The organism is Halorubrum salinum, assembly GCF_024494575.1.
GTDB lineage: Archaea > Halobacteriota > Halobacteria > Halobacteriales > Haloferacaceae > Halorubrum > Halorubrum salinum.
In genome coordinates this window covers 1041220-1060359 of record NZ_JANHDO010000001.1, presented here as the reverse complement: position 1 = coordinate 1060359, position 19140 = coordinate 1041220, and the positions used below count along the sequence as shown (strand labels likewise).

Below are 19140 nucleotides of genomic sequence, written 5' to 3'. Positions count from 1 at the left end.
CTCTCCGCAAAGCAAAAAAGTACATACCGTTCCGTCGTGTCGGTCGAGACGTATGTTGGATCGGCTTCGCGGCGTCGTCGAGCGCGCGTATCGGCGACACCTCCGTCGCGAGATCGAAGACGTGCCGGCGCACGTCGCGATCATTCAAGACGGAAACCGCCGATACGCACGCGAACGCGGCGCTGACGCGCCCGACGGCCACCGCGCCGGGGCCGACACCACGGAGCGGGTGCTCGACTGGTGTGCGGATCTCGGTGTCGCGGAGCTGACGCTGTACGCCTTCTCGACCGAGAACTTCGAGCGCCCGGACGAGGAGCTGGAACCGCTCTTCGATCTGCTCGAAGCCAAACTGCGCGAGTTCGCCGACGCCGACCGCGTCCACGATCAGGGCGTTCGCGTCCGCGCGATCGGCGACGTGGCCCGACTTCCCGAGCGCGTGCGCGAGGCGGTCGAGTACGCCGAGCGACGCACCGCCGGAAACGACCGCTTCACGCTGAACGTGGCGCTCGCGTACGGCGGCCGGACGGAGCTGCTCGACGCCGCCCGTGCCATCTCGGCGGACGTCGCCGACGGCGACCTCGCCCCCGAAGACGTCGACGCGCGGGTCGTCGAAGACCGGCTCTACGACCGACCGGTCCGCGACGTGGACCTCATCGTGCGCACCGGCGGGGACGAGCGCACCTCGAACTTCCTGCCGTGGCACGCCAACGGGAACGAGGCCGCGGTCTACTTCTGTGCGCCGTACTGGCCGGAGTTCTCACAGGTCGAGTTCCTGCGAGCCATCCGAACGTATCAATCGAGGGAGGAGTCGTGGCAGCGCGCCCGCGCCGAACGCGCGGCCGCGCTCGTCACGGCGGTCGCCGAGGCCGAACTCGCGGAGGCACACGCCGTCTCGCGGCGTCTCAGAGACCGGATCCCGCGACTCGACACGGACACGCTCACCGGGCCGATCGCTGGCGACGGCGAGGCCGGTAGTGAAGAGACCGACTCGGCCACCGAAACGACAGATTCGCGGGGCGAGACGGTCGGCACCGACGGGGCGGCGGATCGCTCTCGCGGCGAGACCGTGACCGCCGACGCAATCGAGACGGACCCGGAACTCGCGGACTGACGGACTGTGTACCCCTTTTAGACTGAGTTCCCCTCTGCCGGGTGTCACGCGGGATTCTTTCGCGTCAGGTCGCTGCCGCAGATCGGACACCGCTCTCTGTTCTCGTCGAACGTGCGGTTACAGCCGACACACTGGAACCGCCACTCGCGCTCCTCCGTGATCCCGTCGCGGGCGATCGCCTCGATCGAGATGTCGAGCCGCTCTGCGACGTTCTGCATCGCGTAGTCGTCGGTGACGAGCGTCGCGCTCAGTTCGAGCGCGGTCGCGATCAGCCGGGTGTCGGTCTCCGAGAGCTCGGCGGCGTCGCCGGAGCCCTTCGCCGCGCGGCGCACGTTGTCCATCACTTCCGGGGCCGGGACGTGGATGGTCATCCCGGAGCCTTCCATCGCGTCGAAGCGGAGCGCACCCTCGCCGGTGAGTTCGTCGTGGACTTCGGGAACGGAGACGACGTCGTCCTCAGTGGTGTACTCGTGGATGAACGCCGAGGTGTCGAGGACTTCCATCAGCGGGCGACGACGATGTAGTCTTTCACCGCCTGCACGTTCGCAACCGGCACTCTGAGACGCCCCATCTCGTCGACGTCGAAGCTCAGGCGATCCGCGCTGAGCTGTTCGTGCGGGCTCACCAGCAGGTCGTTGAGCTCGCCCGACTTGAGGTCCATCGTGATGTTGTACAGGTCGCCGAGCTCCGTTCCGTCCGAACTCATCACCGCCTTCCCGGAGAGGTTCTCCGCGAGGATGTCTACCATGTGCGCTACGTCCCGGCCGACGGTCTTAAACGCCACGGGGGCGTCCGACGAGCGACGGACGCGTTTTGAAAGGCTTAACTGACGCCCGGGCGGAACGACTGGTAACCGACCTTTTCGAGGCGATAACTGATGACCGACCACACAAACGCGGACACCCTTCGGACGCCGATCGTCGCCGTGCTGGGCCACGTCGATCACGGCAAGACGAGCTTGCTCGACACGATCCGCGGCTCCGCCGTCAGCGAGGGCGAAGCCGGCGCGATCACCCAACATATCGGGGCGACGGACATCCCGCTCGACACCATCTCGGGGATGGCGGGCGAACTCATCGACCCGTCCGACTTCGACCTTCCGGGCCTGCTTTTCATCGACACGCCCGGCCACCACTCCTTCTCGACGCTTCGCGCCCGCGGGGGTGCTCTCGCCGACATCGCGGTGCTCGTCGTCGACGTCAACGACGGCTTCCAGCCGCAGACCGAGGAGGCGATAGACATCCTCCGGCGCACGGGGACGCCGTTCGTCGTCGCCGCCAACAAGATCGACACGACGCCGGGGTGGAACCCGCAGGACGGAGAGCCCATCCAGCGGAGCCTGGAGGCGCAGTCCGAACGCGCCGAGTCGATGCTCAACGAGAACCTCTACGAGATCATCGGTCAGCTCTCCGACGCCGGCTTCTCCGCCGATCTCTACTGGCGCGTGCAGGACTTCCAGAAAAACATCGGCGTCGTCCCGCTGTCGGCGCTCACCGGCGAGGGCGTTCCCGATCTGCTCACCGTCCTCATGGGACTCTCACAGCGGTTCATGAAAGAGGAGATGGCGATCGACGTACAGGGGGCCGGCGAGGGGACCGTCTTGGAGGTCAAAGACGAGCGAGGGTTCGGTGCCACCATCGACACGGTCGTGTACGACGGGGTGATCCGCAACGGCGACACGATCGTCGTCGGTGGACAGGAGGACCCGATCGTCACCGAGATCCGAGCGCTGTTGCGCCCGCGCCCGCTCGAAGAGATCCGGACGGAGAAGAAGTTCGAGAAGGTCGCGGAGGTCGGAGCCGCGGCCGGGGTGAAGATCGCCGCGCCGGACCTCGATCAGGCGATGGCGGGCGCGCCGGTCCGCGTCGTCCGCGACCGGCCGCTCGAAGACGTGATCGAGGAGGTGAAAGCCGAACTCGCCGAGATCGAAGTCGAGACCGCCGAGGACGGCGTCGTCGTGAAGGCGGACACCCTCGGCTCGCTCGAAGCGATGGCGAACGCCCTCCGCGAGGCTGAAGTCCCGATCTTGCGCGCCGAGGTCGGCGACATCGCGCCGCGCGACATCGCCGTCGCCGAGACCGCGAACCAAGAGGAGCACAAGGCGATCTTGGGCTTTAACGTCGACCTGCTCGCGAACGCGGAGACGGAGCTCGAAAACGCCGACATGAAGCTGTTCACCGACGAGGTCATCTACCAGCTCATCGAGGACTACGAGACCTACGTCGAAGAGCGCGAGCGCGCCCAACAGGAGACGGTGCTCGACAAGGTCGTCCGCCCCTCGCGGTTCCGCATCCTCCCCGATCACACCTTCCGGCAGAACGACCCCGCGGTCGTCGGCGTCGAGATCATCTCCGGTACCCTCCAGAACAACCGCAACGTCGGGCTGTTCGAGGGCAACGAGTTCGAGCGCGTCGGACAGCTCTCGGGGATTCAAAAACAGGGCGACGACGTGGACGAGGCCCGCGCCGGCGAGCGCGTCAGTATCGCCATCGACGGACCCACGGTGGGCCGCGGTATCGAGGAGGGAGACACGCTGTGGACCGAAGTCCCGGAGAAACACGCGAAGATCTTAGAACAGGAGCTGAAAGAGGAGATCACGGCCGACGAGCGCGAGGCGCTCGCGGCGTACCTCGAAACCAAGCGGAAACGGGACCCCTTCTGGGGGAAGTAGCGGGCCGCGTCCGGGTCCAGTCCTGTTCGATCCGCGCGAACCGGTGTCGAATCGCGCTTGCGACGCCCACCTCTCGCCCATCGCAACGACTAATCCCCCGCCGGACGCTTCCCGAGGTATGACAGAGAAGGCCACCGCGCGAGCCCACCCGATCCAGGGGCTCGTCAAGTACCACGGGATGCGCGACGCCGAGATGCGACTCCCGTATCACGACAGCATCAGCCTCTGTACCGCACCGACCGCGACGACGACGACCGTCGAGTGGCAGCCCGACGCGGGCGAGGACGTCTACGTCATCGGCGGCGAGGAAGTGACGGGGCGGGCCGCAGAGCGCATCGATATGGTCGTCGATCACGTCCGCGAGCTGGCCGGCGTCGACGCCGCGGTCAGACTGGAGAGCGAGAACTCCTTCCCGTCGAACATCGGCTTCGGCTCCTCGTCGTCCGGCTTCGCGGCCGCGGCGCTCGCCCTCGTCGAGGCTGCGGGACTCGACCTCACTTTACCGGAGGTCTCCACCGTCGCGCGTCGCGGGTCCTCCTCCGCGGCGCGCGCGGTCACGGGCGCGTACTCGCGTCTCGACGCCGGCCTCAACGACGCCGACTGCCGGTCACACCGGCTCGACGTTGGCGTGAGCGAGGACGGTTTCGACCCCGAGGAGGACCTCCGGATCGTCGCCGCGCACGTCCCCGCGTACAAGGAGACGGAGGAGGCCCACCGCGAGGCGGCCGAGAGCCACATGATGCAGGCGCGGACCGCGCACGTGCAAGACCAGCTCGTCGAGATGACGGACGCCCTGCGCGACGGCGAGTTCGACCGGATCTTCGAGACGGCGGAACACGACTCGCTCTCTCTCACGGCCACCACGATGACCGGTCCCGCGGGGTGGGTGTACTGGCAGCCCGAGACGATCGCCGTGTTCAACGCGGTCCGCGAGCTTCGCGAGGAGGGCGTTCCCGTCTACTTCTCGACGGACACCGGAGCCTCGGTGTACGTGAACACGCTGGCCGACCACGTCGACGAGGTCGAAAGCCGGATCGCGGAGATCGGGATCGACACCGACGTCTGGGAGGTCGGCGGTCCGGCTCACCTGCTCGACGAGAGCGAGGCGCTGTTTTGAATAGAAACCGCGGTGCGGTCGGCGCGTGCCGGTGAGCGGCCGACAGGCCGCGAACCGCACGCGCGAGGTTGCCGGCGCTACGCGCCGGCTGCCAGAGAACCTTTGATTCTCGCTGGACGCGGCGACCGAAGGGAGCCGCGAGGCTGGGGAGGCGTGAGGTGCGGTGCTGTGCGGTGCGGGGCGGGACTCAAAGCCCCAGTCGCGAGGGCGAAGCACGCCGCAGTAAGCACCGCAGCGAAGGAGCGACAGCGACTGAGCGAGGCGCGCAGCAAGGCGCGCGAGCCGTCGCGACTGGGGCTTTGGAGGTAGTCACAGTCGATCTCCGATCAATGGCTCTGTTGAAATCCTCAGAAAAAGATATATTTTGAATCAGTTGTGGTCAATATAGGAGACTCACGTCCCACGTTTGTTTCGAGTCAACTCTTGTAGATGCTCTTGTTATTTTCGCGCACCGATCTCGTCGACATTCGTGCTAAGCTGACGGTGTATATCGTGTCTCGATCGCCGGTCCTGCCAGAGCAGCCACACCCCAATCACTCCGGCAAGCAGGACGAATCCGATTGTGATCAGTTCGTAGACCACTGATGTCGTCGCTACCAATGACCCGGTCACGTCAACTGCGAAGTGCCAGACGACGAGCGGCCAGAGGCTCTCTAGTCGGAGGGCAATTGCGCCGAGGCCGATCCCCAAGGGAATGATCAGTAGCATCTGTGGAAGCCACTCAGCCAGCGAATTCCCGAGGATGACTTGTGAGATATGAGCCAGACCAAACATCGTGGCCGGCAGTACGACAGCTAGCAGGCGGCTGCGAGGCTCCAGCGCCCGGAGCAACACCCCACGGTAAATCAATTCCTCGGAGATGGCGGCACCCAGTGCCACGCCGACGACGATCACGGCGAGTGCGGCCCACGGTGGCAGGGTTTGGTCTTGAATGAGCGAGATCTCGGGGATTGCGAGGCCGAACATAGCTGGGACCAAGACCACAGCTGCGAAGGGGAGCAGATAGACAACTGCACGTCGATTGACTGGTGCTGTGAGTCGGATCTTGTCCCACCAACCGAGCCAAGTGACGAGCACGATACTCCCTGCAACGATGGTCCAATTGAGAACGAGACCGATCCCGTGTAGCGTCAACTGTGGGATTGCAACCTCAAGGACAGCCCGTGCAAGTAGTGTTAACACGATAAGACCGGCTGTGAGCCCGAGTGTGAATCCGACTGGACGACGTTCGACAATCGATACCATATGCACTGTACGCTACGCGAGCATATATAGATACATTGACATAGTCGATATGTTACGCTATATCAAACACAACCTAAATCCAGTCCAATCAGGGTGCTCAGGTCCGACTGCTCTATTGATGGACGTGTACGCGAACCAGTTCGTCGTTACGAACAACACGCACTTTTCGGCGACCAGACGTTTCAGGCGAGAATATGTCTGAAGAATAGGATTTCAACGGAGCCCGATCAGTCATTTATGAGCGAGCGGCTGGGGCTTTGGGGGGCGGTCGTCGTCGAAGAGACGACGTGTTCCCCAACACCGTCCAATTATTCTTCCGGATCCTCGCCGCGCGCCCGCTTGTACATCGCCAGCGCCTTTTCGCGCCGCTCCGAGTGGTCGACGATCGGTGCCGGGTAGTCTGGCGCGGCGTTCGCGCGCTGGGTGGGCGACAGCTCGTGCCACTCGTGGATCAGATCGGGGTCGAGTCCCCGCAACTCGGGCACGTACTCTCTGATGTACTCCGCGTCGGGGTCGTAGCGCTCGCCCTGCGTCATCGGATTGAAGATGCGGAAATAGGGCTGCGCGTCGGTGCCCGTGGAGGCCGCCCACTGCCAGCCGCCGTTGTCGTTTGCGGTGTCGTGGTCGGCGAGCCGCTCGCGGAAGTGGTCGTAGCCGTGCCGCCAGTCCGCGAGCAGGTCCTTCGTCAGGAACGAGGCGACGATCATCCGCACGCGGTTGTGCATGAACGCCTCCGCGCGAAGCTGGCGCATCCCGGCGTCGACGATGGGATACCCCGTTTCGCCGCGCTTCCACGCCGCGATCTCCTCGGGGTCGTCGCGCCAGTCGATCCCCTCCTCGTACGTCTTGTAGTTCGACGATACCACCTCGGGGTTGTGAAAGAGCACCTGCGTGTAGAACTCCCGCCACGCGAGCTGCTGCTGGTACTCCTCGACCGCGGCGACCGGGTCCTCGTCGCCGTCGGCGTCCCCCTCACTCGCTGCACCGTTTCCATCATCCTCGTCTCCCCCGCCCGCGCCGTCTCCGACCCGCCCTTCGGCCCTCTCCATCGCCGCCTCCGTCGCCGCGTACACCTCTCGTACTCCGATCTCGCCGTACTTGAGGAACGTCGACAGCCGCGAGGTCGCCTCCCGGGCGGGGTAGTCGCGCTCCGCGCCGTAAGCGAACACCGCCTCGTCGAGGAAGTCGTCGAGCCGTTCGCGGGCGGCCGCGGTCCCGGCCGAACCGATCTCCGCGTCGGGCTCCGAGAATCCGAGGGCCGTGAGAGACGGTAGGTCGCCGACGGCGACGCGGTCGCTCGCGACGCCGCCGTCCGTTACCGCCCCCTCGCCGAGCCGCTCGACAGCCGCCCGCAACGGCTCCGGGTCGACGAGACACGCGTCTCCCGGCGTCGACGCCGGATCGTCGACCTCGCGGTCGGTCCACTTCTTCCAGTAGTAGGTGTACACGGAGTACGGGTCACCGGCGTTGGTCCGGATCGAGTCCGGCGTGTGCAACACCGCGTCGTGGTGCGCTTCGCGGTCTATATCGGCGTCTGCGAGCGCTCTGCGGACCGCCGCGTCCCGCTCCCTCGCGAGCCCGGAGTAGTCTCGGTTCCAGACGACGCGCTCGGCGTCGAGGGCGTCGGCGACCGCCGGCAGGACGTCGGTCGGGTCGCCGCGAGCGACGAGGAGGTCGCTGCCGCGGTCGCGGTAGTTCGCCCGCAGTGCCGCGAGTCCGTCGAGGAGTCGTCGCACGCGGACGTCGCTCGCGTGGGCGAGTACGTCGTCGTCGAAGACGAACATCCCCGCGACCGCGTCGGTCTCGGTGACGTCCCCGTCCGCGTTCCCCTCGGCTCCACGGCGGTCGGCCGCGGCCGCGAGCCCGACGTTGTCGGCGAGCCGCAGGTCACGCCGGTGCCAGAACAGCTCCATGCGATCTACAGCGGCGCGTCCACCGTGAAACCACCGGGACCGCGGAGCGAAGCCGGGGCCGAGTCGGCGGCGATGAGTGCGAACCGAGCGCGTCCGCGGTCAGAGTTCGACCCGACCGGGGACGCTCACCCGGTCTAGCAGGGAATAGCCGACCGAGAGCGCGAGGACGAGCACCGCGATCGCGGCCGCGGCGAGAAGCGCCTCTTGACCGGAGCCGTAGTCCTCCAGCCGGAAGCTGATCACGCGGCGCGAGATGGCGATGATCGCCGCGCTGACGACGATCCGGAGGACGGGCTGCCCGCGGGCGTACGCCACGAGCGTCCGGTGCACCTCGACGATGATGAGAAGCAGGAGGACGCTGTCGAGCAGCGCCACGACCTCCGCCGGGTCCGTGAACGTCCCCGCGACGAGCAGTCGGTAGAGCGAGACGAACAGGTCGAACACGCCGATGAGAAACAGGATGAGGAGGAAGTACGCCGCGCCGAGCACGAGCCACTCCATCGCCCGCGCGGCCGGGTCCGCGGCGTCGTCGAGGTCGAGTCCCATCGCCGGGTGCTACGCGGCGGAGACAGGTGGTTCTTGGGTGTCACTGCCCGCAAACTGACTGCGCCGCGGGCGGGGTCGGAACTACGCCGGGCCGTCGATCCCCGTGAGCGACTCAAGCAGGCGGACCGCCGGCACCTTCGCCAGCGGCTCGTTCGCGTTCCCGCAGTGCGGCGACTGCACGCAGGCGGGACAGCCGTCCTCGCAGTCGCAGTCGGCGATCAGCCGCGCCGTTCGCTCCATCAGCTCCTCGATCCGCTCGTGTCCCCGGCGCGTGAGCCCGACGCCGCCGGGATACCCGTCGTAGACGAACACCGCCGGCCCGTCGGTGTGGGCGTGGTACGGCGTCGAGATCCCGCCCACGTCGGCGCGGTCACACAGCAGGTGAAAGGGGAAAAGCGAGATGAGTCCGTGTTCGGCGGCGTGAATCCCGCCGTTGAAGGCGTGTTCGCCGCCCGACGCGGCGTCGCGATCCGCCGAGGCGTCCGCCTCGCTCCCGCCGTCGGTCGCCGCCGACCCGCCGCTCGCTCGCATTTCCGCCTCGACGTCCTCGGGAACCGGAAAGTAGAGTCCCTTCGTCCGTAGCGTCGTCTCCGGGAGATCGAGGGCTGATTCGCCGAGTGAGTCTCCGGTCGCGGCGTCTTTCCGAACGAATCCCGTAATCTGCTCCGTGACGGTGACGTCCGCGAACCGGACGGGCACGTCGGGACGGGCAGAGAGGTCGCGCTCCGTGCGATCCGCGTTCACGACGATGTCCTTCTCCGAGAGCACTCGCGTGTAGTAGTCCGCCCACGACTGCCGTAGCTCGGCGACGTCGCGGTTCAAATCGAGGTCGACTACCTCGTAGGTGCGTCCCTGCTGGTGATAGATCGCGCCGGGATGTGCGTCCCGCAGGGCGTCGGCGAAGCCGAGCGTCGCGATCGTCTCGCCGCTCGACTTGTCGATGAGCGATATCTCTCGCTCCGTTGCGGTCCGTAAACTGACGGACTGCTGCGGGCTCGCCGAGCCGGCGTGGACCCAGCGGAGCCCCTGTGCCGTCTCCCGGCGATCGAGCGTCCCGTCGTCGGTCAGCGCTCCGACCACGCGGGGGAACGACTCACCGAACAGGCGCTCGTCGACCGGCGAGAGCCAGTGTTCGTCGGCCGCACAGGCGACGTGTCTCGGGAGCAGTTGGTCGTTCTCCGGGTCGCAGATCGCGTCTTCCGGCGGGGCTTCGAAGAAGTCGGCCGGGTGGGTCATGAGGTACTGGTCGAGTTGGTCTTCGCCGCCGACCATCACGACGAGGGCGGGGTCGTCTCCGCGACCCGCCCGTCCCGCGCGCTGGTGTGCCGACATCCGCGTTCCGGGGTAGCCGTCCAAGAGCACGGCGTCGAGCCCGCCCACGTCGACGCCGAGTTCCAGCGCGCTCGTCGACCAGACGCCGCGGAGGTCGCCCGCGTGGAGGTCCGCCTCGATCTCGCGGCGACGGTCGTCCGGCAGGGCGGCCTGATACGCCCCCACGCGTCCGGCGAGGTCGCGCTCGCCCCGCTCGCGGAGGTCGCTCGCGCTGTCCGTCGCGTACTGCTCCGCCGTCTGGCGCGCCCGGGTGAACGCCAGCGTCTGCGCGCCCGCGGTCACGAGGTCACAGAAGAGCCGCTTGGTCTCGGTGTGACTCGACCGGCGTCGACCGCTCCCCCGTTCCGCCCAGTCGCCGTCGTACTCCGGCGGGTTCCACAGGACCCAGTCGCGCGGCCCGCGTCCCGACGCGTCCTCGTCGACGAGCGTGATCCCGTCGGGGTCACGGCCCGTCACCGTCGCGACGTGCTCGACGGGGTTGTTGATCGTCGCCGAACAGCAGACGAACTGCGGGCTCGATCCGAACCGCTCGCAGGTCCGCGCGAGCCGGCGCAGAGTCAGCGCTACCTGCGACCCGAACACGCCGCGGTAGCTGTGGACCTCGTCTATCACGACGTACTCCAGCGAGCCGAAAAACCACTCCCAGAGCCGTCCCGCGTGCGGCAACAGCGCGTAGTGGAGCATGTCGGGGTTCGACAGCAGAACGGTCGGCTCGCGGTCGCGCACCGCGCGCTTCTCGCTCCGAGAGAGCCGCCCGGTGTAGGAGTCGACGGACACCCGGCTGCCGAAGCCGAGCCCCCGAGCCAACTCCGAGAGCGACTCCTCTTGATCGGCGATCAGCGCGTTCTGCGGGCCGAGATAGAGGGTGCGGCCGCCGTGATCCATCGCGGCCTCGAAGGCGGGGACGGTGTACGCGAGCGACTTCCCGCTCGCCGTCTCGGTCGCGAGCACGACGTCGTCGCCGTCGCGAACGGCCGCTATCGCGTCGGCCTGATGGCGGTAGAGCCGGTCGATTCCGTCCTTCGAGAGCGCGTCGGCCATCCGCGGCGCGAGGTCGATGTCCCGGAAGACGGGCTCTCGCGCCGGCAGTCGCCGGTGCTCTGCTATCTGTCCCTCGTAGAACGGGCGGTCGCGCAGCCACTCGACGGCGTCGTCCACGGTTACGGAAGTAACGGTTCGGGAACGCCTAACCGTTGCGGTCGTCTGGGACTTCGCCCCTGGGAAGAGAGATAGTGACCACGTTGCCTCGCGGGGAGTTCTCCGAGAACGAGAGTTCGCCGCCCAGCGAATCGACGCACCACTGCATCACCCACAGTCCCACGCCTGCTCCGTGGTACGTGCTGCTGGTCTCGACGTCCTCGTTGAGTACCTCGATCTCCACGTCCGGGATCGCGGGCCCGTCGTCGGCGACACGAACGACCCCGTGGCCCGTTTCGTCACAGGAGCCGACCGAGAGCGTCACCGTCGGCACGTCGCGGTCGTTGTGCTTGATCGCGTTCCGGACGGCATGCTCCAGCGCGTAGCGGATACCCTCGTCCGCGATGGCCCATATCTCCGTCGGTGCTTCGAGTGAAACGTCGGCGTCGGGATACTCCGCGGTCACGTCGTCGATAACTGAGCGGGAAACGCTCCGAAGGTCGGTCGGAGACCGCTCCGTCGCGTCCGGTTCGGCGATCCGTTCGATCTGCTTGACAGAGTCGCTCAGTCCCCCTACTTCGGTACTGATGTCCAGAATGGTCTGAACCTCTCTCTCGAGCGTATCGTCTTCGACGGCTCGTTGAACCCGATCGGCGTATCCCATGAGAACATTTGTCTTGTTCCGGAGGTTGTGACGAACGATCCGACTGAGAAGCCGCAGTCGACGCTCGCGAGCCCGATACTCGGTGACGTCTTGCACCTCCGAGAGGACGCACGCAACCCCGTCGATTGTGGTCGCGTTGAGGCTGACGTGGATCCAGCGCAGTTCGCCGTTCGAGCGCGCTATCTGCCACGCGAACGACTGCGGATCGCCCGCCGCGGCGCGAGCGATCCTGCGAGACGCCTCCTCCTGTGTGAATCGCGTCGACGGTGCCGTGTAGTCTCCGACGCTCATCGACCGGAGTTCGGCCACCGAGTACCCGTACAGCTCGGCGAGTCGGGTGTTCGCGTCGAGAATTCGTCCGCCGTCCGTATCGTGGAGATTGATACCGACGTTCAGATCGTCGAATATCTCGGGGAGACGAACGCTGGTAGGACGGCTCATAACACGAATTGCGCGACGGATCGAATATACACTACCATTCCAGATACAGTCGTCTAGAGCGCCTAACATAACAGTATTCAGTCTATTTAATTGATAATCCAGACAATAATACATGTTAAATATAGTTCCCCATCCACGGTACGGGCGCTGCTCCCGGCTCGTTGGCCGGCCTATCTCTCACGCGCTATCGGCGGCAGCCGAACCGCAGTCGCCACCGGGTCGTCGAGCGAGAGTTCCATCCGCAGATCGCCGCGCCGCTCGGCGATCCGGAACCCGACGGAGCGGTAGACGCTACGGGCGATCCGGTTTCCGGCCTCGACGTGGAGTTCGATGGCGTCGCGGTCGGCCGCCGCGGCGTTCGCGATCACGTGCCGACAGAGCTCCGTCCCGATCCCGCGGTCCTGCGCCGTGGGGTGGACGAAGACGGCGAGTTCGGGCACGTCCGCGTCGGTCGGCGTGTACATCGCATGGCCGAGCACCTCGCCGCCGCGCTCGGCGACGACGTTGTTCCCCTCCGCGAGCATCGACTCGATCCACTCCGCGCGCTGGCGTCGAACCACCGGCGGCAGCCCCTGCGCGCGGTCCTCGCGGCCGAACCCCTCGTACATCTCGGCGAGCGGTGCGAGGTCTTCCGAGACGGCCGGGCGGATCGTCCAGCGCGCGCCCCGCTTGTCCACGAACCGCGGACAGCGCGGCGGACAGTGGACCGTCCCCTCGCACTCGCTCCCGTCCCAGCCCGCACAGACGGCGTCGGTGGATTCGGTGGTCATGGCTGTGCGTTCACGCCGCAAGGAGGTATAGGGCCGAACCGAGTTTCACGTCGTGAGAATACAGACACAGAATCGATGCAGAACGAGACGAAGCGACGGCCGCGAGAGCGACGCTCGGCAGCGCCGCGTATATGCCGCTCCCGGCGTACGCTCAGATATGGACAAGCAGGCCGTCCGAGAGGCCGTCTGGGACGCGTTCGACGAGGGCGACCAGGCCCGGTTCCCGTTTCCGCCGCACGATCGGATTCCGAACTTCGCGGGCGCGGATGCGGCGTGCGAGCGGCTGACTGCGACGCCGGAGTGGGCGGCCGCTCGCACGCTGAAGTGTAACCCCGACGCGCCGCAACTCCCGGTTCGGCGGGCCGCGCTCCGGGCCGGAAAGACGCTCTACGTCGCACAGCCGCGGCTGCGTGACCCGGATCCGTTCCTCCGGATCGACCCCGACGACCTCGCCGTCGCGGACGCCGCCAGCGACGGGGGCGGCGGCGAGTCGGCCGCCGAGAGCGACGACGCCACCGTCGACGCTCCAACCGTCGACGACGCCACGACCGTCTCCGGCATCTCGACGCACGGGACGCCCGTCGCGCCCGAGGCGGTCCCCCGCGTCGACCTCGTGGTCTCGGGGTCGGTCGGCGTCACGACCGACGGCGCGCGGATCGGGAAGGGAGAGGGGTACAGCGACCTGGAGTGGGGACTCCTTCGCGAACTTGACGCGGTGGACGTCGACACGACGGTCGCGACGACGGCGCACGAGCTGTCGGTTCTCGACGGTCCCGAGTCGGCGGTCGCTGGAGATGGCGGTGCTGGGGGCGGCGGCACGGGGAGCGCCGCCGACGACGCGGACCCGAACGACACGCTCCCGGAGCCGGACGCACACGACGTTCCGCTCGACCTGATCGCGACGCCAGAGCGGACGATTCGGACGGAGACGCCGTACGCGCGACCGCTCGGGATCGACTGGGAGGCACTGGACGACGAGCGGCTCGACGCGATACCGGCGCTCGCGGCGCGGTCACCCGCGGACGAGTGAAAAAACACGGCCGACGACTCGGGACCCGTCGCGTTCAGTCCGCGCACTGCGAGGTCGGCGCGGACGGCTCGGGCCGGTGGTCGGCGACGTGGCCGCACTCGGGGCAGACGACCGTCCGCTCGTCGCCGTCGCTGACGACGAGCCACCCCTCGTTCAGGGCGCTCTCGAAGCTGCACTCCGCACAGAAGAGGACCGACTTCCGGCGGGCCGACCGGTGACCGCTGGCGACTGCATTCATGTTTAGACCGAGTATCCCGACGTATAAGGGTCTTGTCCGACCCGATCGATCCGTATATATCGGTATATATAGATCACACACGATCCGAACGCGAAGATAGTTGATCAACTATGAAACGACACGGCGGCCGGACGGCGTGGACGGGTCCGCCCGGTTCGTCGACCGTCCTGTCGCCGTCTCAGCGCGCGAGCGGCATGTTGTAGGCGGTCTCCTCGTCCATCACCCGATCCCACGTCGCCTCGCACTCGCAGGAGACCTGCTCGAAGACGCTCGGGTCCTGTCTGCGGTCGAAGTCCTTGATCGCGGTCTGGACGCGGTCGTCGCACTCGCCGCAGTTGTGTGCGCCGCGGTCGGAACCGTGCCCGACCGGGTCGGAGACGACGATCGCGTCGACGTCGGCGGTCTCGTCGAGGACGTGCGCGACCGACCAGAGCCACGGCGGGCGGTAGCCGCCCTCGAAGAACAGCTCGTCGACCATCGTGTACCGCTGCACGTTGGTCGGGTTCATCGAGACGGTGTGACAGCCCTCCACGTCGGCGCAGCGGCGGATGGAGTCGACCATGTCCGCGGCGGCCTCGGGCTCCGCGAGGAACGGCGGCTTCATGAGGAGGTACGCCTTGACCCCCACGTCCGCCGAAAAGTCCGCGTCGGCCGCGGCCGCCTCCGCGCAGGCGTCCTCGAAGTCGGCGAAGTCGAAGTACTTGTTCACGCAGTCGCGGCGGACGCGGTCGGTCGCGGTCTCCAGTCCGACCGCCACGTCGGTGGCGATGCCGCGGTCGGCGAAGTCGCCGATCTTCTCCCGGCTCACGAAGTCCGGAAGCGACTCGACGACGATGCGGTCGCGGTCGGCGAACGTCTCCGCGATCGCCCGACGGGTCTCTGCCGGCACCTCGCGCTCGTCGAGGAACGACCCCGAGGTGTAGATCTTGATCAGCTCGGCGGGCTTCTCGGCGTTTTCCGCCTCGTGGTCGAGGCAGGCCTCGATCTGGCGCATGAGGTCCTCGTGGGCGACGCTGCCGCCCTCGACCGACTCGGCGACGTAGCCGCACATCGTGCAGCCGCCGGCGCGGGCCCACCGACAGCCGCCGGTGTTCAAGATGATCGTCAGGGAGTTCACGACCCCGTCGGGCGTGTTGTCCTCGTCGATCCACACGCGGGTCGGCTCCGTCGGGTCGTACGTCTCCGAGCGCTCGGCGCGGATGTCGCGCATCACGGCGTTGTGCGCGTCCATCCCGCGCCCCTGCTCGTACGCGTCGGGGCTCGGCTTGCTCATTGTCGGAGGGAGCGGACGAGCGCGTAAAGCCGTGTCGTCATCACGGCTCGACGCCGGGCTCGATGGAGACGCGCGAAAGACCGTTCGAGCCCTCCTACCGCGGTGCGACCGACACGGTCCAGCGGATCGCGTAGCCGCCTGCACCGACCACCGCACCGACGACGTTGACGCCGACGTCGATCCACGCGAACGATCGCCACGGAATCGTCGACTGCGCGAGCTCCACGCCGAACCCGACCGCGGCGGCGACGGTGACCCCGAGTGCGACGACGGCGAGTCCGGTCGCGCCGCCGACGCGTCCGCCGCCGCTGTCGCTGTCGACACGGCTGGGTCCGCCGCCCGTCGCGACGCCGTCAACGCGGCTGCGTCGACGAACAGTCAGTGACACGCGCGTCGCCCGGGCGACGAGTGCGCCGAGGGCCGCGTATCCCACGAGATGGAACGGCGTGGTGAAGCTCACCCACGCCGGGAGCGGGCCGGCACCGCCGACGCCGCGCGGAACGCCCCCGAGCGCGACGTCCGGAATCGGGAGGAGCGACGCGCCGAGGACGGCCGTCGCGGCCGCGGCGACGACGATCCAGGGATCGTGACTGTTCGTCCCCCGACCACGGCTGTTCGTCGACATACAGCGCGGTGCGGGCTGAGACGAGTTAACTTCCCGTGGGAACTTCGGCTCACGCGCGGGCGGGAGCCGGCCGAAATCGCCAGACGTGACTGGTCGGATCGGATCGAACGGGCGCGCTCGGCGATCGCGTTCCGTAATAGGTTCCGGTTACATTTGCGAATCAACACCTAACACGATACGGCCCTAATATAATGGTAGAACATTACATGACCGAAATGGGCGGATACCGAGACCGGGTGGCACAGGTCGACCTCGGTGCGGGCGAGGTCAACTACCAGGGAATCGACGACGAGGACGCGAAAAAGTACATCGGCGCGCGCGGGCTCGGCGTGAAGTACGTCTTCGACGCGGGCCCGGACGTCGACCCGCTGGGTCCCGACAACCGGCTCGCGTTCATGACGGGTCCGCTGACGGGGACCCAGACCGTGATGAGCGGCCGCATCGCCCTGGTGACGAAGTCGCCGCTGACGGGGACCGTCACCGACTCCCACCACGGCGGCTGGTCGGGCGCGCGGCTCAAGTGGGCCGGCCTCGACGGGATCCTGCTGGACGGCGCGAGCGACGACCCCGTCTACCTCCTCGTCGAGGACGGCGAGGTCGAGGTACGCGACGCCTCCCACATCTGGGGACAGGGCGTCCACGACACGATCGACGCGCTCGGTGAGGAGGTCGACGGCTCCGTCGGCAAGAACCTCTCCGTGATGGCGATCGGGCAGGGCGGCGAGAACGGCGTTCGCTACGCCTGCGTCCTGAACGAGGACGACCGGGCTTCGGGCCGCGGCGGCACGGGTGCGGTCATGGGCTCGAAGAACGTGAAGGCGGTCGTCGTGAGGGGCGGTACCGACATGCCGAAGCCCGCCGATCCGGAGACGTTCCAGGAGGGCTACCAGCAGGCGATGGAGGTCATCCGCGAGTCGGACGTGACCGCGCCCAACGAGGGCGGCCTCTCGATGTACGGGACGAACGTCCTGATGAACGCGACCGACGAGATGGACGGTCTCCCGACGAAGAACGCGCGGTACACCTCGACCGGCGAGTACCACGACGCCGAGGGGGCCGATATCGACGCCGAGCGCGTCTCCGGCGAGAACGTCCGCGAGAACATCCTCGTCGACGAGCCGACGTGTCACTCCTGTCCGGTCGCGTGTAAGAAGGAGGTCGAAGTCGACGTCACACACAAGGGCGAGGACATGAACGTTCGCACGGAGTCGTACGAGTACGAGTCCGCGTGGGCGCTCGGTCCGAACTCCGGACACTCCGACCGCGACGAGATCGCGCTGATGCTCCAGCGCTGTAACGATCTGGGCATCGACACGATCGAGTCGGGCAACATGATGGCGATGGCGATGGAGATGAGCGAGGAGGGCAAACTCGACGGCGTCGGTCACATCGACTGGGGCGACTCCGAGGCGATGATAGACCTGCTCGACGAGATCGGCAACCGCTCGTCGGACCTGGGCGACCTCCTCGCGGAGGGCGCAGAGCGCGTCGCCGACGCGAAGGGCGCGCACGGAAACAAGCTCTCGGTCAAGGGTCAGACGATCGCCGCCTACGACCCGCGCTGCATGAAGGGAATGGGGATCGCGTACGCGACCTCCAACCGCGGCGCGTGCCACCTGCGCGGCTACACGCCGGCGGCCGAGATACTCGGCATTCCGGAGAAGGTCGATCCGTACGAGTGGGAGGGCAAAGGCGAGCTCACCGCAACCTTCCAGGACCTGCACGCCGTCTCCGACTCCTTCGACATCTGCAAGTTCAGCGCGTTCGCGGAGGGGATCGAAGAGTACGTGCTCCAGTACAACGGCATGACCGGCCGCGACATCAGCGAGGACGAGCTGTTCGAGGCCGGAGAACGCGTCTACAACCTCGAACGGTACTTCAACAACCTCGCCGGCTTCGACGGCGACGACGACACGCTGCCGAACCGCTTCATCGAGGGGCACCCGGACGCCATCCCCGGCACGGGTGCGAGCGAGGGCGAACTCGTCGAACTCGACCAGATGAAAGCGGAGTACTACGAGACCCGCGGCTGGGTCGACGGCGTCGTCCCCGACGAGAAGCTCGCGGACCTCGACATCGACGTCGGGCCGGGCACCGGCGTCTCCGCCGGCGACTCCGCGGCTCCCGCCGACGACTGAACCGCTCCGCCGCGCCGAACCGTTCGTCCACCATTTTTAGGTACGTTCCGTCGATAGCGCCGCGTATGCCACACGACCCGCTGTCTCCCTCCGAAGCCCTCTCCACGCCTGTCGGCGCGGCGCTTGGCGCGGTGAGCCTGCTTGCGCTCGCGTACTCCGTCGTGATCGCCGCACAGATCCTACTCGGACTCATCGCGGTGGCGCTGCTTTCGGTCGGCCCGTACCTCGGCTATCGGCTCCTCGCTGCGCTCGACTCGGTCGCCGACGCCGCCCAACGGATCGCCGAAGTGCGGGAGCGCGAGGCCGACGAAGTGTCGCGGTTCGACCGTCACGCCGATCGGGAGACGCCCCGAGCATCGGAGCAGTCGTCGGACCGCGCGACCGAACGCGAGAGATAGCTGTCGGAGTACTCTCCCAGCGGCGCATCGGGAACGAACGTCGCCGCCTAGCGATACAACCGCTCCCCGCGTCGGCGCGCTCGATCTTTATCTCGTTGCCCGGCGACGAGTCGTACATGAACGCTCGCCCCGTCGCCGCGATCGGAACCGGACTGACGACGATCCTCCTCGTGAGCGCCGTCCTCACGGGCGCGCTCGCGTCACGAATCGAGTTCTCCGCGCTCGTCGGCCTCCCCGTCGGCGTCGCCGTCGGCGTCGCTGCCGGCGTCACCGCGTGGGTCGTTCTCTGGAACACGCCGTCAGTTCGACCTGCGCTGCTCGGATACTCGACCGTCGGCTACGCGGTCCTCGGTGTGGCCGCGGTGTCGTACGCGGTGCCACCGGCCCGGGGATTCGTCTCGGTCGAGCGTGGACTCGCTGTCGCCGGGGTCTGTGGCCTCGTCGTGTTCGCCGTCGCCTCGCGGAACGCGGATCGGATCGACTGAGCGGCC

Annotated in this window: 18 protein-coding genes; 7 read left to right on the top strand and 11 right to left on the bottom strand. The window is 67.3% G+C overall.

The window, feature by feature from the left end:
• Positions 1–52 precede the first annotated feature (52 nt).
• Positions 53–1111: a polyprenyl diphosphate synthase gene (uppS, locus tag NO930_RS05700; protein ID WP_256402787.1), complete on the top strand. Its 1059-nt coding sequence runs from the start codon at positions 53–55 to the stop codon at positions 1109–1111.
• Between the two features lie 44 nt (positions 1112–1155).
• Here the strand turns inward: uppS and NO930_RS05695 are convergent, their stop codons facing one another.
• Both NO930_RS05695 and NO930_RS05690 read right to left on the bottom strand, forming a co-directional pair.
• The gene (locus NO930_RS05695) at positions 1156–1614 is read right to left on the bottom strand and encodes an NOB1 family endonuclease (protein WP_137784476.1); all 459 of its coding nucleotides are present in this window, start codon (positions 1612–1614) and stop codon (positions 1156–1158) included.
• On the bottom strand, positions 1614–1859 hold the full coding sequence (locus NO930_RS05690) for a PRC-barrel domain-containing protein (protein WP_137784475.1): 246 nt from the start codon (positions 1857–1859) through the stop codon (positions 1614–1616). The genes NO930_RS05695 and NO930_RS05690 overlap by 1 nt, the downstream gene beginning before the upstream one ends.
• A 129-nt stretch (positions 1860–1988) precedes the next feature.
• Here NO930_RS05690 and infB point away from each other — a divergent pair, with 129 nt between their 5' ends.
• Positions 1989–3782: a translation initiation factor IF-2 gene (infB, locus tag NO930_RS05685; RefSeq protein ID WP_256402786.1), complete on the top strand. Its 1794-nt coding sequence runs from the start codon at positions 1989–1991 to the stop codon at positions 3780–3782.
• 118 nt (positions 3783–3900) lie between these two features.
• The gene (gene mvaD / locus NO930_RS05680; RefSeq protein WP_256402785.1) at positions 3901–4899 is read left to right on the top strand and encodes a phosphomevalonate decarboxylase MvaD; all 999 of its coding nucleotides are present in this window, start codon (positions 3901–3903) and stop codon (positions 4897–4899) included.
• A gap of 438 nt (positions 4900–5337) precedes the next feature.
• Here mvaD and NO930_RS05675 read toward each other — a convergent pair whose 3' ends face one another.
• The 6 genes from NO930_RS05675 to NO930_RS05650 all read right to left on the bottom strand — a co-directional run bounded on the left by NO930_RS05675 (position 5338) and on the right by NO930_RS05650 (position 12947).
• Positions 5338–6144, bottom strand: a complete 807-nt coding sequence (locus NO930_RS05675) for a CPBP family intramembrane glutamic endopeptidase (RefSeq protein ID WP_256402784.1) — start codon at positions 6142–6144, stop codon at positions 5338–5340.
• A gap of 308 nt (positions 6145–6452) precedes the next feature.
• A complete protein-coding gene (locus tag NO930_RS05670; RefSeq protein ID WP_256402783.1) occupies positions 6453–8057 on the bottom strand; it encodes a cryptochrome/photolyase family protein in 1605 nt (534 codons plus the stop codon).
• Between the two features lie 99 nt (positions 8058–8156).
• Positions 8157–8603, bottom strand: a complete 447-nt coding sequence (locus tag NO930_RS05665; RefSeq protein ID WP_256402782.1) for a phosphate-starvation-inducible PsiE family protein — start codon at positions 8601–8603, stop codon at positions 8157–8159.
• 81 nt (positions 8604–8684) lie between these two features.
• Positions 8685–11093, bottom strand: coding sequence for a DEAD/DEAH box helicase (locus NO930_RS05660; RefSeq protein WP_256402781.1), 2409 nt, complete (start codon positions 11091–11093; stop codon positions 8685–8687).
• 28 nt (positions 11094–11121) lie between these two features.
• A complete protein-coding gene (locus NO930_RS05655) occupies positions 11122–12177 on the bottom strand; it encodes a PAS domain-containing sensor histidine kinase (protein WP_256402780.1) in 1056 nt (351 codons plus the stop codon).
• A 170-nt stretch (positions 12178–12347) separates the two neighbouring features.
• A complete protein-coding gene (locus tag NO930_RS05650; protein WP_092566841.1) occupies positions 12348–12947 on the bottom strand; it encodes a GNAT family N-acetyltransferase in 600 nt (199 codons plus the stop codon).
• A gap of 157 nt (positions 12948–13104) precedes the next feature.
• Here NO930_RS05650 and NO930_RS05645 point away from each other — a divergent pair, with 157 nt between their 5' ends.
• A complete protein-coding gene (locus tag NO930_RS05645; RefSeq protein WP_256402779.1) occupies positions 13105–13977 on the top strand; it encodes a 5-formyltetrahydrofolate cyclo-ligase in 873 nt (290 codons plus the stop codon).
• A gap of 34 nt (positions 13978–14011) precedes the next feature.
• Here NO930_RS05645 and NO930_RS05640 read toward each other — a convergent pair whose 3' ends face one another.
• The 3 genes from NO930_RS05640 to NO930_RS05630 all read right to left on the bottom strand — a co-directional run bounded on the left by NO930_RS05640 (position 14012) and on the right by NO930_RS05630 (position 16113).
• Positions 14012–14215, bottom strand: coding sequence for a DUF8106 domain-containing protein (locus NO930_RS05640; protein ID WP_137784730.1), 204 nt, complete (start codon positions 14213–14215; stop codon positions 14012–14014).
• Positions 14216–14393: 178 nt separating this feature from the next.
• Positions 14394–15488: an archaeosine biosynthesis radical SAM protein RaSEA gene (locus NO930_RS05635; RefSeq protein ID WP_256402778.1), complete on the bottom strand. Its 1095-nt coding sequence runs from the start codon at positions 15486–15488 to the stop codon at positions 14394–14396.
• Positions 15489–15582: 94 nt separating this feature from the next.
• Positions 15583–16113: a hypothetical protein gene (locus NO930_RS05630; protein WP_256402777.1), complete on the bottom strand. Its 531-nt coding sequence runs from the start codon at positions 16111–16113 to the stop codon at positions 15583–15585.
• Positions 16114–16319: 206 nt separating this feature from the next.
• On the opposite strand from NO930_RS05630, the gene NO930_RS05625 reads away from it, so the two are divergent.
• The 3 genes from NO930_RS05625 (at position 16320) to NO930_RS05615 (ending at position 19134) form a co-directional block, all read left to right on the top strand.
• On the top strand, positions 16320–18251 hold the full coding sequence (locus NO930_RS05625; RefSeq protein WP_256402817.1) for an aldehyde ferredoxin oxidoreductase family protein: 1932 nt from the start codon (positions 16320–16322) through the stop codon (positions 18249–18251).
• Positions 18252–18316: 65 nt separating this feature from the next.
• Positions 18317–18649: a DUF8066 domain-containing protein gene (locus NO930_RS05620; protein WP_256402776.1), complete on the top strand. Its 333-nt coding sequence runs from the start codon at positions 18317–18319 to the stop codon at positions 18647–18649.
• 116 nt (positions 18650–18765) lie between these two features.
• Positions 18766–19134, top strand: a complete 369-nt coding sequence (locus NO930_RS05615; RefSeq protein ID WP_137784297.1) for a DUF8147 domain-containing protein — start codon at positions 18766–18768, stop codon at positions 19132–19134.
• Positions 19135–19140: the final 6 nt, after the last annotated feature.

Bases quoted from the DNA above. Each gene is read 5' to 3' on its own strand.
- NO930_RS05650 (WP_092566841.1), bottom strand. From the start codon at position 12,947: ATGACCACCGAATCCACCGACGCCGTCTGTGCGGGCTGGGACGGGAGC.
- NO930_RS05690 (WP_137784475.1), bottom strand. From the start codon at position 1,859: ATGGTAGACATCCTCGCGGAGAACCTCTCCGGGAAGGCGGTGATGAGT.
- NO930_RS05630 (WP_256402777.1), bottom strand. From the start codon at position 16,113: ATGTCGACGAACAGCCGTGGTCGGGGGACGAACAGTCACGATCCCTGG.
- mvaD (WP_256402785.1), top strand. From the start codon at position 3,901: ATGACAGAGAAGGCCACCGCGCGAGCCCACCCGATCCAGGGGCTCGTC.
- NO930_RS05655 (WP_256402780.1), bottom strand. From the start codon at position 12,177: ATGAGCCGTCCTACCAGCGTTCGTCTCCCCGAGATATTCGACGATCTG.
- NO930_RS05670 (WP_256402783.1), bottom strand. From the start codon at position 8,057: ATGGAGCTGTTCTGGCACCGGCGTGACCTGCGGCTCGCCGACAACGTC.
- NO930_RS05635 (WP_256402778.1), bottom strand. From the start codon at position 15,488: ATGAGCAAGCCGAGCCCCGACGCGTACGAGCAGGGGCGCGGGATGGAC.
- NO930_RS05665 (WP_256402782.1), bottom strand. From the start codon at position 8,603: ATGGGACTCGACCTCGACGACGCCGCGGACCCGGCCGCGCGGGCGATG.
- NO930_RS05640 (WP_137784730.1), bottom strand. From the start codon at position 14,215: ATGAATGCAGTCGCCAGCGGTCACCGGTCGGCCCGCCGGAAGTCGGTC.
- NO930_RS05615 (WP_137784297.1), top strand. From the start codon at position 18,766: ATGAACGCTCGCCCCGTCGCCGCGATCGGAACCGGACTGACGACGATC.
- uppS (WP_256402787.1), top strand. From the start codon at position 53: ATGTTGGATCGGCTTCGCGGCGTCGTCGAGCGCGCGTATCGGCGACAC.
- NO930_RS05645 (WP_256402779.1), top strand. From the start codon at position 13,105: ATGGACAAGCAGGCCGTCCGAGAGGCCGTCTGGGACGCGTTCGACGAG.
- NO930_RS05620 (WP_256402776.1), top strand. From the start codon at position 18,317: ATGCCACACGACCCGCTGTCTCCCTCCGAAGCCCTCTCCACGCCTGTC.
- infB (WP_256402786.1), top strand. From the start codon at position 1,989: ATGACCGACCACACAAACGCGGACACCCTTCGGACGCCGATCGTCGCC.
- NO930_RS05675 (WP_256402784.1), bottom strand. From the start codon at position 6,144: ATGGTATCGATTGTCGAACGTCGTCCAGTCGGATTCACACTCGGGCTC.
- NO930_RS05695 (WP_137784476.1), bottom strand. From the start codon at position 1,614: ATGGAAGTCCTCGACACCTCGGCGTTCATCCACGAGTACACCACTGAG.
- NO930_RS05625 (WP_256402817.1), top strand. From the start codon at position 16,320: ATGACCGAAATGGGCGGATACCGAGACCGGGTGGCACAGGTCGACCTC.